The organism is Saccharopolyspora gloriosae, from assembly GCF_022828475.1.
GTDB classification, from domain to species: Bacteria; Actinomycetota; Actinomycetes; order Mycobacteriales; family Pseudonocardiaceae; genus Saccharopolyspora_C; species Saccharopolyspora_C gloriosae_A.
On the sequence record NZ_CP059557.1, the window covers coordinates 4,739,043 to 4,752,795 of the forward strand.

Consider the following 13,753-nt stretch of genomic DNA (forward strand, 5'->3'; position numbering starts at 1 on the left):
GCCGTGGCTCGGGCCATTCCTGGCCACAGGCCAACCGAGCCACCGACGTGCGATCACGAAACCAGCGCAAACCCCTGGAGCAGCTCAACTTCCGAGCGCTCTGGAGCCGCCCGCTCGGGGTCGATCATGGGCGTCGCCGGCCGCCGGACCGGTACAAGTTGATCATCTAGGGAGGGCACGGCGCCCGACGTGCTCCTAGCTCACGGACGGACCGGTGTGCCCGGCTCTGGAGTGTCACAGCACGGCACTGCGCGCAGGCCGGTCGGCGTCCGTCCGGACGGCTGTCACACAGGTCGGCCCTGCCTGTGCGCGGTGCCGGGAGGGCCGACCTTCGCCGTACGTGCCACCAGCGGACCGCGGAAGCTAACAAGTTCCTGACATCCGCCGCCTAGCTTGGTCGCATGATGAGCACGAAGTTGAAGGGCCTGGTCGTCGGGTGCACGGCGCTGGCAGCGGGATCGCTGACCGCCACGCCCGCCGCGGCCGCCTCCGTCGCCGAGCACCCCATGGCGACCAGCGCGGCGGAACAACAGGCGGTGCGGGACTACTGGACCCCCGAGCGCATCGCCGCGCTCACCGAGCCCTCGTCGGACAACCCGCCCAAAGCCGGGCCGGACGGCGCCCCGTGGACCATTCGCAACGCCCTGCCCACGACCGTGGGACGACTTTTCTTCACCGACCACGGCACGGACGCCAGCTGCACCGCGACCGTGGTGGAGGCGGGCAACCGCAGCACGATCGTCACCGCCGGGCACTGCGTCAACGCCACGGACCTGCTCGGCGAGGACAACCAGTGGACGCGCAACGTGCTGTTCATCCCGGGCTACCACGATGGGCAAGAGCCCTACGGCCGGTTCACCGGCCGGATCGGCTTCGTCGACGAGACCTGGCTGGACAACGACCAGCAGCACGGCGAGATCTACGGCGCCTACGACCAGGCCACCGTGGTGCTCAATCCGAACGAGCGCGGGCAGCGAGCCCAGGACGCGATCGGCGCCGCCCAGCGCATCGGCTTCGACGAGCCGGGCGAGGGCACCGCGACGTCGTTCGGATATCCCCGCGCCTCTTCGGATCCCGCGCGGGACGGCCTGCCCGAATACATCGGCGAGCGGCTCGCCTACTGCCAGGGACCGGCGAAGGAGTACCTCGGTACTCCCGAAAACCCGGCGGCGCCAGGGCAATGGGGGCCGTCCTGCGTCATGGGCGGCGGCTCCAGCGGCGGACCCCGGTTCTCCGAACTGTCCGCGGAGACCGGTATCGGCACGGTCGTCGGCGCCAACACCCAGAGCGGCTCCTTCGACAGCGCCGGGAACCCGTGCCCTTCCGGCGAGCAGGAGGAATGCACCCGGCACCTGGTGGGGCCGCAGTTCACCACCGAGATCACCGAGCCGCTCCACCAATCGGCCGAGAAGGCCTGGTGATCCATGTCGGCCGCCGCAAGGAGTGCGTTTCGCGTACGGGTGCCGGTGTCGAGGACCTTGGCCCACGCCCGGACGGTCGCACGGCAGTGGTCGTGCATCCGGTAGAACGGCGGGATGCGGGTTCGGGCGATCACTCCGGAGAAGTTGACGGGCGAGCTCGCCGACGTCCTCGACGGGGAGCGGCGGCGGTGGGTCCGGGTCGCCGTGGACGGGGCGGCGGCCGCGGGCACGGCGCGTTTCGCCGATGAGCTGGTGGAACCGCTGCGGGTGCGCGGCCGCGAAGTGGTGCGGGTGCGCATGGACGGGTACGTGCGCCCGGCTTCGCTGCGGTTCGAGCACGGACGGGACGACCCGGATTCGTTCTACGAGAGCTGGTTCGACCTCGCCGGGCTGAGCCGCGAGGTGCTCGACCCGCTGGCCGACGGCGGCACCGGCGAGGTGCTGCCCGCGCTGTGGGACGCCACGACCGACCGCTCCCCCAGGCTCGACCGGGTGCGGCTGCCGGAGCGCGGCGTGGTGCTCGTGGACGGTCCGCTGCTGCTCGGCGCGGGCCTGCCGTTCGACCGCACGGTGCACCTGTGGCTGCCGGGAGGTTCGCTCGCGCGGCACACCGCCGAGGCCGACCGGTGGACGCTGCCCGCCTTCGACCGCTACAGCGCCGAAGTCGCCCCGGAACGCCTCGCCGACCACGTCATCCGCGTCGACCGCCCCGGCCATCCGGCCGTCGTGGACGAGGTGGACTGACCTGCCGCATCCGCCGCGTTGGCACAATTCCACTCGCCGCGAAGAGCCCCCGCTCAGCTCGCCGGGCGCCGGTCCAACGAGGGCACGGCGGCCAACAGTGTCTTCGTGTACTCGTGCTGCGGGTCGAGCAGGACCTGCTCCACGGTGCCGAGCTCCACGATCTCGCCCCGGTACATCACCGCCACCCGGTCGGCGATGTTCCACGCCAGCCCCAGATCGTGCGTGATGACCAAAGTGGACAGTCCTCGTTCGACGCGCAATCGCAGCAGCAGCGCCAAGATCTCGCCGCGCACCGTCGCGTCCAGCGAAGCCACCGGTTCGTCCGCGACTAGCACCTTCGGTGCCAGCACCAACGCCCCCGCGATCACCACGCGCTGCCGCTGCCCACCGGAGAGCTCGTGCGGGAACCGGGACAGGAACTTCGACGCGGGCCGCAGCTCCGCCGCCTCCAGCGCTTCGGTCACCTTCGCCGCCTCGTCGGCGACGTCCCCGTGGATGCGCAGGCCCTCCGCGACCGCCTCGTAGACGGTGTTGCGCGGGTTGAGCGCCCCGGTCGGGTCCTGCAGTACCAGCTGCACCTGCCGCCGGTACTCGCGCAGGCCCGCGCTGGTGGCGGGCAGCACCTTCCCGTCGAACCGCACCACGCCCGACGTAGGCTGTTGCAGGCCGAGCAGCGTGCGCGCCAGCGTCGTCTTGCCCGATCCGGACTGCCCGACGAGCGCGACGATCTCGTCCGCACCGACCTCCAGGTCCACCACGCGCACCGCCCGCACCGGCGGTCCGGAGCGCGCCGGGAAGGTCACCGACACGTCCTCCGCCGCCAGCAGCGCCTTCCCGGTGCGCTGGGAAGAGCCGACCAAGCGGAACTTCGGGTCGCCGACGGTGGGGAACGCCTCGGCCAACGCCCGGCTGTGCTCGTGCTCCGGGGAGCCCATGACCTGGCGCGACGACCCCTGCTCGACGATGCGGCCGTCCTGCATCACCGCGATCCGGGAACAGCTCGACGCGAGCACCGACAGGTCGTGGCTGATCATCAGCAGCGCGATCCCGCGCTCCGCGACGAGCCGGCCCAGCAGCGCCAGCACCTGGGCCTGCACCACCACGTCCAGCGCCGTCGTCGGCTCATCGGCGATGATCAGCCGCGGTTCGCAGGCCAGCGCCATCGCGATCATCACGCGCTGCTTCTGCCCGCCGGAGAGCTCGTGCGGATACGCGCCCGCGCGGCTCGCGGGCAGCTCCACCGATTCCAGCAGTTCCGCGACCCGGCCGGTCAGGTCGCCGGAGGCCGTGCCGTGCAACCGCATCGGCTCCGCGATCTGCGCACCGACGGTCTGCACCGGGTTCAGCGCGTGCATCGCGCCCTGGAACACCACCGACGCCGTGGCCCACCGGGCCGCGCGCAGCTGCCCGAACGACAGGCTCCGCACGTCCTTCCCGTCGAGCAGCACCTCGCCGTCGAGCACCGCCGAACGCGGCAGCAGGCGCAGCACCGACATCGCCAGCGTCGTCTTGCCGCAGCCGGACTCCCCGGCGAGGCCGAGCGTGTCCCCCGGCTCCAGCTCCAAGTCCACGTCGTGCACTGCGGGCACCGGACCGTCCGCGCCTCGGTAGGAGATCGACGTACCCCGCAGGGTCAGGATCGGGCTCATCGCTTCCCCCGCAGCCTCGGGTTGAACACCGCTTCCATCGCCCTTCCGCACAGCGTGAAGCTCAGCACCACCAGCACGATCCCGACGCCCGGCGGCAGCAGGTACCACCAGGCGCCGCCGGTGACCGCGCCGGTGTCCATCGCCGACTTCAGCATCGAACCCCACGAAACCCGGCTCGGATCACCGAGTCCGAGGAACGACAGGGTGGACTCCATGATGATCGCGCTGGCCACCGACAACGTGGTGTTCGCGAACACCAGCGGCAGCACCGCGGGCAGCACGTGCCTGCCGATGACGTGGCGATGCCCGCCGCCGAGCACCTTCGCCCGCTCGATGTAGGGCCGCGCCTCCACGGTCAGCGTCTGCGCCCGCACCAGCCGGGCCGTCGTCGGCCACGAGGTCACGCCGATCGCGAGCACGATCGTCGGCAACCCGCGCGCCAGCACCGTCGACAACGCGATGGCCAGCACCAGCGCGGGCAGCACCAGGAAGAAGTCGGTGAACCGCATCAGCAGCGTCGAGGTCCAGCCGCCGAAGTGCGCGGCGAGCACGCCCACGACCGTGCCGATCACCACCGACAGCACCGCCGCGGCCAGCCCCACCAGCAGCGACACCCGCGCGCCCCACCAGGTCAGCAGCAGCACCGACCGGCCCGACTCGTCGGTGCCCAGCCAGTTCGCCGCACTCGGCGGCTGCAATCCCTCGCCGGTCACCTTGGTGACGTCCAGCCCGGTCTGGTCGGTCAACAGCGGTGCCAGCAACGCCAGTGCGGCGATCACCACCAGCAGCACCAGCCCGATCAGACCGCCTCGATCGGCGCGGAACACCCGCCAGGACTCGGCCGCCGCGGCCCGCCGCCGAGCCCGCACGAGCTGCGCGGGGCTCGGAGCGTCCGCTTCCCGCGGCGGAGCCGGTTCGGTGGCCGTCATGCCGCACGCACCCTCGGGTCCAGAACCCGGTAGAGCAGGTCCGCCACCACGTTCATCACGATCACACTCCCCGCCAGCACGATGAACGTGCCCTGCAGCAGCGGCAGGTCCGGCACGCGCAACGCCTCGAAGGTCAGCAGCCCCAGACCGGGCCACGAGTACACCGTCTCCACCGTGATCGCGCCGCCGACCACCAGCCCCAAGTGCAGGAAGATCAACGTCACGGTCGGCAGCAGCGCGTTCGGCACCGCGTGCCTGCGCCGCACCAGGTCCTCCCGCAGGCCCTTCGCGCGGGCCGTGGTGAGGTAGTCCGCGCCCATCTCCTCCAGCAGCGAGGACCGCATCACCATCAGGTACTGCGCGTAGATCACCGCGACCATCGTCAGCGACGGCAGCACCAGGTGCCGCGCCACGTCCAGCACCTGCGGGATCAGCTCCGCCGGGGTGTCCGGCGAAGACATGCCGCCGACCGGGAACAACCCGGGAATCGGGCCGACCCCGACGCCGAACACCATGAGCACGATCAGCCCGAGCCAGAACGTCGGCACCGACCACAAGGTCAGCGCGATCGAAGTCGAGGCCTTGTCGAACCCGCCGCCGTGCCGCCACGCCGCCCGCGTTCCGATCCACAGCCCGAGCACGACCGCCAGCACCGTCGCCGTGCCCACCAACAGCACCGTCGGCCAGAACCGCTCGGCGATCAGCTCCGCCACCGGCCGGCTGTAGGTGTAGGAGGTGCCGAGGTCACCGCGCAGCAGCGCGCCGAGGAAGTCCAGGAACTGCTTCCACAGGGGCTGATCCAGCCCGAACCGCTGCCGCAACTGCTCGATCTGCTCGGCCGAGACCGGAGCGCCGCGCGTCATGGTGCGCACCGGGTCGCCGGGCAGCACCCGGAACAGGAAGAACCCGAGCACCGCCACGAGGAACACGCTCACCAGCCCGCCGCCGAGCTTGCGCGCGATGTAGCCGGGCCAGCCGCCACCGGAGCGGACGTGCCCGGATGGGACGTGCTCCGCGCGGTCTTCGGCCTCGGCCGTCGAGTCGGCCATGCGTCACTCCCGTTCGTCGACGGTGGCTCGCCGGTGCCGCACCACCAGCAGGATCACCACTCCGGCGATCACCACGATCCCGACCAGCACCCACGCGACCGTTCCGTAGTCGGTGTCCTGCGAGTTCATCGCGGCCGGGGTGGGCTGCGCGCCGTAGTAACCCCAATAGCCCTGCTGCCCGGTGATGACCCCCTCAGCGGCGGGCTGCGTGGTGAAGCCGCTGTAGCGGTCGCTGCGGTGCGCCTCCAGTGAGTTCTGGTAGTACAGCACCGATGCGGTCGCCTGGTCGTAGAACCGCCGCTGCGCCTGCTTGACCAGGTCGATCCGCTTCGCCGGGTCGAACTCGCCGAGCTGCCGCGCGTAGAGGTCGTCGTACTGCTGGTCGCACAGGAACGAGTCGGGCGTACCGCCGCCTTCGGGGCTCGGCCGGGAGCCGCAGGTCTGCAACCGCAGCACGTAGTCCGGGTCCGGGTTCGCCGACCAGCCGGAGATCGCCAGGTCGAAGTCACCCGCGGTGGTGCGGTCGTTGACCTGGTTGTCCGAGACCGGTTCCAGCTCGACGGCGATGCCGACGTCGGCCAGCCAACGCTTCACGAACTCACCGACCTGCGCGTCCGCCGAGGTGCTCGCGTGCAGCATGAACCCGAGGTTCAACGGCTCGCCCTGCGGTGTGCGGCGAATTCCGTCCGGCCCGCGCCGATAGCCGGCCGCGTCGAGCTGCGCGTTGGCAGCGGCCGGGTCGAATCCGCGCGGCTGCGGCGGCGTCCAGTGGTAGTCGTCGAAGATCGGCGGCAGGTAGCCGCCGCCGACCTGCCCGTAACCGTTGAGCACCCGATCCACCAGGGCCTGCTTGTTGATGGCCTGATCGATCGCGCGGCGCACTCGCACGTCCCGCAACGCCGGATGCCCGGTGCCGATGGGAGCGCCCGCGCTGTTGGCCGCGCCCGGGTTGATCAGCATTTCGAAGAACCGGCGCCCCTGGCCCTTGACCTGCTCGACGTCCGGCTCGTCGGCCAGCGCGTCGAACTGCGCGGGAGTGAGCTTCTGCGCGACGTCCACTTCGCCCTTGCGCAGCGCCTGCACCGACGCGTCGGTGTTCTTGAACTGCACGAACTGCAACTCGGAGACCTTCGGCGGCCCCCGCCAGAACCGCGGGTTCGCGCGCAGCATGGCGTACTGCTCCGGCTCGTACTCGGTGAGTTCGAACGGCCCGGAACCCACCACCGGCATCCGGTCGTTGGCGAACCCGGCGACGTCGTCGACCTTCGACCACACGTGCTCGGGCACGATCGGCGCGTCGATAGCCAGCATCGTCGACTGCGGAGTCTTGGTGCGGATCACCAGCGTGCCGTCGTCCGGTGCCGAGACCGATTCGAAGTTCTCCACGAAGTTGCCGTTCGCGGTGGCCGCGGCGGGATCATGCATCATCCGGTCGTAGGTGTAGGCCGCGTCGCGGGCCGTCACCGGCTGCCCGTCGGTCCACTGCACGCCGGGGCGGATGTGGAAAGTCCAGGTCAGCTTGTCCGGCGAGGTCTCCCAGCGCTCCGCCAGCTCGGGCGTGGCCGAGAAGTCCTGCGGGCTGTAGGTGGTCAGCGTGGGGTAGATCAGCCGGAACAGGTCCGTGGCCGCCAGCGAGTACCCGAGGAACGGGTTGAGCGAGTCGATCTGCTGCGGCACCGCGACCCGCAGCTTCGCCGCACCACCCGCCGAAGGCTGCGCGATGGCGGCGTTCGGCATGAGCAACCCGCCCAGGACGACCAGCGCAACGAGGATTTTCCGGCCCACGAAGCACCCACCCTTCTCCAGAAGTGAGGAGAAAGAACCATCCCCGGGTGCGGTTCGTCAATGCTTCACCGGCCGTGCCGCAGGACGGCTAACGGAGTGTGTACCCAACCGTTACGCAACACCGGATCGGACGGCGCCCACCTGCACGATCACTCCGCCCATGGAACTCGTCCGGTTCACCGCGCGCGTCGATCAGGCGTCTTGTCAGCCGCGCAGCCACCGAGCAGTGACCACCTGCGCAGCCGGACCATCGTCAGATTCTTGGCGGCCTTCTCACGAAGACGACGATTTCGCCGACCCGAGGGCTACTTGAGAAATCGATCCCCGGCGAGTGAAACGACCGGATTCAGTGTTCGCCCCAGCGGGCCTGCTGCCACCGCACCGCTTCCGGACGAGCACCGTCGACGACGTACTCCAGCAATCCGGCGCGCAGGGCGCGGAAGGCGAGCACGGAGTCCTTCGGGAACAGCAGCGCGCTGCCCGTGTCGAAGCGCAGCTTCGGCGCCCCCGGCAGCGGCTCCTGGTTGTGGCTGTGCCAGGAGGTGAGGTCGCCCTCCTCGGACTCCTCGGTGTAGTTGAGCACGCCCACCTCGGCCTCCGGATCGGTCACGACCCGCAGCTGCTGGTACGGCCCCGCGATCTCGTCGCTCTCGTACGGCCGGTCCCACACGTACAGGTGCGCGGCCGCTCCCGCTGTCGGCGGCCGCAGCACCTTCTCCACCAGGGCGGCCTTGTCGTCGGAGGTCGTCGCGTAGTGGCGCTCGCCGTCGACGACGGCGGTGGCGACGGTGACGCCGAGTTCGGTGTTGCGCGCCCCCACCGCCTCCGAGCGCAGCGCGTCCAGGCATTCCCGCGCTTCCCGCAAGGCCTTGATCGCGGCGCCCTGGTGCAGGACCAGCTCGCCCCAGTACGGATGGCCGTGGATCTTGTTGAGCTCGCCGTAGACGGCGTTGGTGGACTCGATCAGCTTGTCCACCTGGTCCAGCGGAACGTCGGTGAGGCGGGCGAACACGACCGCCAGAGGTTCGACCGGACCGTCTTGCAGAGGCGGATTCGACATGCCTTCGTTGCACCCCACGGGAGTCGATTCAGCTGTTCTCGCATGGACACGCCGCCGCTCATGATGCCAACCCGCTCGACGCGCGCGGACAGCGGTACCGGGGGAACGAAGACTACCTGTCGTGATCTTGCGATCTCACAGCGCGGCCGCTTCCTCGCCTGCACCGGAATAACAGCTGTTCAGGAACCTGATCGGCACCTCGCCGAGATCCGCCGGGCCGGTCGATCCGCGTGCCCGCGACGACCCGGCGGACGGCTGCGATCAGCTGGCTTGGCCCCGGAGCAGACCGTCGGCCGGTTCCGCGTCCGCGGCCATCCCGAGCAGCGACCGGCCCAGTGCCTCCGGATCGCCGAAGCCGATCCGGCCCGCCACGTCATCGGGCAGGCTCAGCATCGACATCGCCACGCCCATCATCCCCGCCTCGAGCAGGCCGCCACCGCGAGCGGAGATCGGCTCGCCCACCGCGGCGTGCAAGGTCACCGCCGAGTCCACCCCGGCCAAGGTCATCTCGCCGAGCGCGGCGCGGACCTGCGGGTTGCGCACGCCCTCCAGCTGCAGTTCGAACAGGGCCAGGAACTGCGACCGGGCCGAGGTCGCCATCCGGTGCAGCATCGCCACGTACAGCGTGCGCACATCCGCGGCGGAGACTCCGTCCGGCATCCCCTCGCGCAGCCGGCGCATCGCGGCCGTGTGCTGATCGGCCATCTGCCGGGCGACCGCGACGTACAGGGACTCGCGACTGGCGTGGTAATTCTTGGTGGTGCCCTCGGGGAACCCGGCTTCGCGGTCCACCGCCCGATGAGTCAGGCCGCGACCCCCTTCCCGCGCCAGAACTTCGATCGCGGCGTCGGCGAGCTGGACCCGACGATTCCTACGCTGCGGCATGCAACCCCTGTGCTCTTGCGTCGACACGTCTCTGCCTGGTGCCGGTCTCGCGCGTCGGCAGCCGCCCGCGAGGCTGACACCACAGAGTAATCATTGTAGCGAGAGTGATCACCGCACCGCGATCAACACGACGGCGAGCCCCAAGAAATCGAAAGTTGCCGTCTGGCCCGTCATTGGTATAGACCGGCAGAGTTCCGCAGTCCGCATCCAGGAGTCCGCGCATGCCCGACACTTCCGACATCGGCCGAACCGACACCACCGCGCCCGATCCGGCGCGGACACCGACCGTGACCGGCCCGCACCACGCCGAACCGACCCTCGCCCACCTCCGCAAGATCGGCGAGCACAACGCGGCGGCGCTACGCGAGGCGGCGCGAACGCTGATCAACTGCGTGCGCGAGGACGGACTGGTGTTCACCGCCGGTGCCGGGCACTCGCTGGCCGGGGTCATGGAATCCTTCTACCGAGCGGGCGGACTCGCCGCGGTGCGCCCGCTGTACCACCCGGATCTGCTGCCGCTGCACGGAGCGGTCGCCTCCACCGCCACCGAACGCACCAGTGGGCTCGCGGCGCAGGTGCTCGACCAGGCCGCGTTCCGCGGCGGCCGGGACGCACTGGTCGTCTTCTCCAACTCCGGGGTGAACCCGTACCCGGTGGAGCTCGCCACCACCGCCTCCGCCGCCGGGTCCACCGTCATCGCCGTCACCTCACCGCTGGCAAGCGCGGACGCTCCGCTGCGTGCGGGCACCACGCTCGCGGCGCAGGCCGGAATCGTGCTCGACACGCTGGTGCCAGGCGGTGACGCCAGCTATCCGCCCGCCGCCCCGGTCACCGCGCCGCTGTCCTCGCTGGCCAACGCCTACCTGTGGAACATGCTGCTGGTGGAGCTGCACGACGCCGCGCAGCGGGAGGGCGTGGAACTTCCGGTGTGGCGCAGCGCCAACACCATCGGCGGCGACGAGGCGAACAAGGCCAACCTCGCGCATTACGGAGCCCGAGTTCCGGGCCTGACCTGAGCTGGAACCGCCGAAGCCGGTCCCGCGAACAGCGGAACCGGCTTCGGCGTGAAGATCAAGCGCGTCGGGCTGCTCAGCCCCCGAGCAGGCCTGCGAGTTCCGCGATGCGGCGGATCTGCGCGGCCCGTTCCGCGGCGAGCTGCTGTTCCGGATCCACGACCTCGTCGGCCTGGGCCAGCAGCGCCAGTGTTTCGCGCACCGCCCCCTCCGGCGGCGCGCTCACCGCCTCCACCAGGCGATCCACCGCCGAGTCCAAGTCGTCGGCGGCGACCACCGAGTTCGCCAGGCCGATCCGCTGCGCCTCATCGGCCGTCACGTCCCGGCCGGTCACGCAGATCTCCACCGCACGCGCATAGCCGACCGCACGCACCAACGGCAGCGTGCCGCCGAGGTCCGGAACCAGGCCCAACCCGGTCTCGGCCATCCGCAGCATCGCGTCCTCGGTCAGCACTCGCAGGTCGCAGGCCAGCGCCAGCTGGAAACCCGCGCCGATGGCGTGCCCCTGCACGGCTGCGATGGTGACCCGATCCGGCTCCCGCAACCAGCTGAACCCCTGCTGGAAGGCGGCGATGTCGGCGTCGGCCTCTTCGGTGGGACGTTGCACCAGCGAGATCAGACCGGGCGCCCCGTCCACGTCATCGACCCCGAACAACCGTCTGTCCAGTCCGGCGGAGAACGCGCGCCCCTCTCCGCGCACCACCACGACCCGCACTTCCGGGTCCAGGGACTGGCCGATTTCGCGCAACGCAGCCCAGGTCACCGGGGTCTGAGCGTTGAGCTTGTCCGGGCGATCGAGTGTGATGGTGGCACGCCGACCTTGGACCGTGAGCCCCACACCGCCACGGTCCAGAAGGTCGGCGTCCATCCTCGACTGCTCCAAGCGGGCCTCCATCAGTTCTGCGTTGACCGGGCAGGAATCGCGCAAGACGTTACCCGCCGGTCGTAAACGGACCGCATCGAACCGATCATGCCCGCCGAGTCACTTCTTCTTGGTACGCGTTGCACCCCCACGGCCGCGCAGCTGCACGCCCGACTCGCTCAGCACCCGGTGCACGAACCCGTAGGAACGCCCGGTCGCCTCGGCAAGGGCGCGAATGCTCGCTCCCTTCTCGTATTTCTTCTTCAGGTCACTGGCAAGCTTGTCCCGGGCGCTCCCTGTAATTCGCGCACCCTTCTTCAGGTCAGCCACAGTGTCCCCGCCTTCCCTCCGAACAGGTCGGGCCGCTCGCGACCCCTGTCGTCGCAATGATCGAACAGGACGGCCGTAAACGCCAGGCGATCATGCAAAAAGATCGCCCAACGGTTGAGATCGAGAGGCTGCGATCACCGGAATGCGCTCGACCGATCGGTCTAGCCAACTCGCGACATCCGGCGGTGAAGACCGCCATCTCACGGCATTTTTGCTGTTCAGAGCGTTGTTACAGAGAGAGATCAGTCGCCGCTCGCCGACAGTGACGACCGGTCGTCGCAGCAGGTCGTGATCCGTTACATGAGCCGAGGGGTGCGAAAAAACACTCGTCAGGCGAGTTGCACTAGCTCCAAGTAATCAGCCGACCAGTGGTCCTCGGTCCCGTCGGGCAACAGGATCACACGTTCCGGCTCCAATGCTTCCACGGCGCCGGGATCATGCGTGACCAGAACGACCGCTCCGCTGAAACTGCGCAGCGCATCAAGGACCTGTTCGCGGCTGGCGGGGTCGAGGTTGTTCGTCGGTTCGTCCAGCAGCAGCACGTTCGCCGCGCTGGAGACGAGGCCTGCGAGCGCCAGCCGGGTCTTCTCACCGCCGGAGAGCGTGCCCGCAGGCTGATCGAGCTGCTCACCGCGGAATAGGAACGTCCCGAGCAGCGTGCGCAGCTGCTGTTCCGGGGTGTCGGGGGCGGCGCTGCGAATGTTCGACCACACGCTGGCGTCGTGGTCGAGGGTCTCGTGTTCCTGCGCGTAGTAGCCGACGCGCAGACCGTGGCCGGGCACCATGCCGCCCGCGTCGGGCTCCTCCATGCCGCCGAGCAGGCGCAGCAGCGTCGTCTTGCCCGCACCGTTGAGCCCGAGCACCACGACCTTGGCACCCCGGTCCACCGCCAGGTCCACGCCGCTGAAGATCTCCAGCGAGCCGTAGGACTTCGACAGGCCGCTCGCGGTCAGCGGCGTCCGCCCGCAGGGCGCGGGGTCCGGGAAGCGGATCTTGGCGACCTTGTCGTCGACCGTTTCCTCTTCCAGGTCGTTGACGAGCTTCTCGGCGCGGCGGGCCATGTTCTGCGCGGCGACGGCCTTGGTGGCCTTGGCGCGCATCTTGTCGGCCTGCGCCATGAGCACGGAGGCCTTCTTCTCGGCGTTGGCTCGTTCCCGGCGGCGGCGCTTCTCGTCGGCGGCCCGTGCCTCCTGGTAGCGCTTCCAGTCCATGTTGTAGACGTCGGCCTCACCACGAACGGCGTCGAGGAACCAGACCTTGTTCACCACGTCGGCCAGCAGCTCCACGTCGTGGCTGATGACCACGAGACCGCCGTCGTGGGTGCGCAGGAACTCGCGCAGCCAGTTGATGGAGTCCGCGTCGAGGTGGTTCGTCGGCTCGTCGAGCAGCAGCGTCGTCGCCGAACGGCCGCCCGGCCCCGCCTCGGAGGCGGCGAACAGGATGCGGGCGAGCTCGACGCGGCGGCGCTGGCCACCGGAGAGCGTTTGCAGCGGCTGTTCGAGGATGCGTTCGGCCAACCCGAGGTTGGAGCAGATCCGGCCGGCCTCGCTCTCGGCCGCGTAGCCGCCGCGGGCGGAGAACCGCTCCTCCAGCTTGCCGTAGCGGTTGATCGCCTTGTCCCGCTGGCGGTCGTCGGCCAGCTCGGCCATCTCGGTCTGCGCCTTCTCCATGTCGCGCAGCATCTTGTCGAGGCCGCGGGCGGAGAGCACGCGCTCCTTCGCGGACACCGACAGGTCTCCTTCGCGGGGATCCTGCGGCAGATAGCCGAGCTCGCCGCGGCGGATGAGCTCACCGGCGTACGGCTCGCCTTCACCGGCGAGCACGCGCAGCGTGGTCGTCTTGCCCGCGCCGTTGCGGCCGACGAGGCCGACGCGGTCACCTGGCTGCACGCGCAGCGTGGCGCCGGAGAGCAGGATGCGCGAACCCGCGCGCAGTTCAAGGCCCGAGGCAGAGATCAAGGAAGGCTCCGAAGACGTAGTGGTCGAGCGAGTTCACGAAAAAGCCCACCGCAGGCCGGTGACGACCG

Annotated in this window: 12 protein-coding genes; 3 read left to right on the forward strand and 9 right to left on the reverse strand. The window is 70.0% G+C overall.

Annotation, left to right across the window (positions count from 1 at the left end; translation table 11 throughout):
* Positions 1-401 precede the first annotated feature (401 nt).
* Both H2Q94_RS20525 and H2Q94_RS20530 read left to right on the forward strand, forming a co-directional pair.
* Positions 402-1,421 (forward strand): trypsin-like serine peptidase, encoded by a 1,020-nt coding sequence (locus H2Q94_RS20525; protein WP_243788830.1) that lies wholly within the window; start codon positions 402-404, stop codon positions 1,419-1,421.
* Between the two features lie 114 nt (positions 1,422-1,535).
* Positions 1,536-2,165 (forward strand): nucleoside/nucleotide kinase family protein, encoded by a 630-nt coding sequence (locus H2Q94_RS20530; protein ID WP_243788831.1) that lies wholly within the window; start codon positions 1,536-1,538, stop codon positions 2,163-2,165.
* A 53-nt stretch (positions 2,166-2,218) separates the two neighbouring features.
* Here H2Q94_RS20530 and nikE read toward each other — a convergent pair whose 3' ends face one another.
* The 6 genes from nikE to H2Q94_RS20560 form a co-directional block, all read right to left on the reverse strand.
* A complete protein-coding gene (gene nikE / locus H2Q94_RS20535; RefSeq protein WP_243788832.1) occupies positions 2,219-3,814 on the reverse strand; it encodes a nickel ABC transporter ATP-binding protein NikE in 1,596 nt (531 codons plus the stop codon).
* The gene (locus H2Q94_RS20540) at positions 3,811-4,743 is read right to left on the reverse strand and encodes an ABC transporter permease (protein WP_243788833.1); all 933 of its coding nucleotides are present in this window, start codon (positions 4,741-4,743) and stop codon (positions 3,811-3,813) included. The genes nikE and H2Q94_RS20540 overlap by 4 nt, the downstream gene beginning before the upstream one ends.
* Complete coding sequence (locus tag H2Q94_RS20545; RefSeq protein WP_243788834.1) at positions 4,740-5,792, reverse strand: ABC transporter permease; 1,053 nt, start codon at positions 5,790-5,792, stop codon at positions 4,740-4,742. The genes H2Q94_RS20540 and H2Q94_RS20545 overlap by 4 nt, the downstream gene beginning before the upstream one ends.
* Positions 5,793-5,795: 3 nt before the next feature.
* Positions 5,796-7,577: an ABC transporter substrate-binding protein gene (locus H2Q94_RS20550; protein ID WP_243788835.1), complete on the reverse strand. Its 1,782-nt coding sequence runs from the start codon at positions 7,575-7,577 to the stop codon at positions 5,796-5,798.
* A gap of 346 nt (positions 7,578-7,923) precedes the next feature.
* Positions 7,924-8,637, reverse strand: a complete 714-nt coding sequence (locus H2Q94_RS20555) for an Imm1 family immunity protein (protein ID WP_243788836.1) — start codon at positions 8,635-8,637, stop codon at positions 7,924-7,926.
* Positions 8,638-8,898: 261 nt separating this feature from the next.
* Entirely contained in the window at positions 8,899-9,522 is a 624-nt protein-coding gene (locus tag H2Q94_RS20560) for a TetR/AcrR family transcriptional regulator (protein WP_243788837.1), read from the reverse strand.
* 221 nt (positions 9,523-9,743) lie between these two features.
* On the opposite strand from H2Q94_RS20560, the gene H2Q94_RS20565 reads away from it, so the two are divergent.
* Positions 9,744-10,538, forward strand: coding sequence for a sugar isomerase domain-containing protein (locus tag H2Q94_RS20565; RefSeq protein ID WP_243788838.1), 795 nt, complete (start codon positions 9,744-9,746; stop codon positions 10,536-10,538).
* Between the two features lie 73 nt (positions 10,539-10,611).
* Here H2Q94_RS20565 and H2Q94_RS20570 read toward each other — a convergent pair whose 3' ends face one another.
* The 3 genes from H2Q94_RS20570 to H2Q94_RS20580 form a co-directional block, all read right to left on the reverse strand.
* Entirely contained in the window at positions 10,612-11,403 is a 792-nt protein-coding gene (locus H2Q94_RS20570) for an enoyl-CoA hydratase/isomerase family protein (RefSeq protein ID WP_243788839.1), read from the reverse strand.
* A 114-nt stretch (positions 11,404-11,517) separates the two neighbouring features.
* On the reverse strand, positions 11,518-11,727 hold the full coding sequence (locus H2Q94_RS20575; protein WP_009942935.1) for a helix-turn-helix domain-containing protein: 210 nt from the start codon (positions 11,725-11,727) through the stop codon (positions 11,518-11,520).
* A gap of 329 nt (positions 11,728-12,056) precedes the next feature.
* Positions 12,057-13,685: an ABC-F family ATP-binding cassette domain-containing protein gene (locus H2Q94_RS20580; protein ID WP_243788840.1), complete on the reverse strand. Its 1,629-nt coding sequence runs from the start codon at positions 13,683-13,685 to the stop codon at positions 12,057-12,059.
* Positions 13,686-13,753 lie beyond the last annotated feature (68 nt).

Coding starts and splice junctions, on each gene's coding strand:
- H2Q94_RS20525 (WP_243788830.1), top strand. CDS start 402: ATGATGAGCACGAAGTTGAAGGGCCTGGTCGTCGGGTGCACGGCGCTG.
- H2Q94_RS20530 (WP_243788831.1), top strand. CDS start 1,536: ATGCGGGTTCGGGCGATCACTCCGGAGAAGTTGACGGGCGAGCTCGCC.
- nikE (WP_243788832.1), bottom strand. CDS start 3,814: ATGAGCCCGATCCTGACCCTGCGGGGTACGTCGATCTCCTACCGAGGC.
- H2Q94_RS20540 (WP_243788833.1), bottom strand. CDS start 4,743: ATGACGGCCACCGAACCGGCTCCGCCGCGGGAAGCGGACGCTCCGAGC.
- H2Q94_RS20545 (WP_243788834.1), bottom strand. CDS start 5,792: ATGGCCGACTCGACGGCCGAGGCCGAAGACCGCGCGGAGCACGTCCCA.
- H2Q94_RS20555 (WP_243788836.1), bottom strand. CDS start 8,637: ATGTCGAATCCGCCTCTGCAAGACGGTCCGGTCGAACCTCTGGCGGTC.
- H2Q94_RS20560 (WP_243788837.1), bottom strand. CDS start 9,522: ATGCCGCAGCGTAGGAATCGTCGGGTCCAGCTCGCCGACGCCGCGATC.
- H2Q94_RS20565 (WP_243788838.1), top strand. CDS start 9,744: ATGCCCGACACTTCCGACATCGGCCGAACCGACACCACCGCGCCCGAT.
- H2Q94_RS20570 (WP_243788839.1), bottom strand. CDS start 11,403: ATGGACGCCGACCTTCTGGACCGTGGCGGTGTGGGGCTCACGGTCCAA.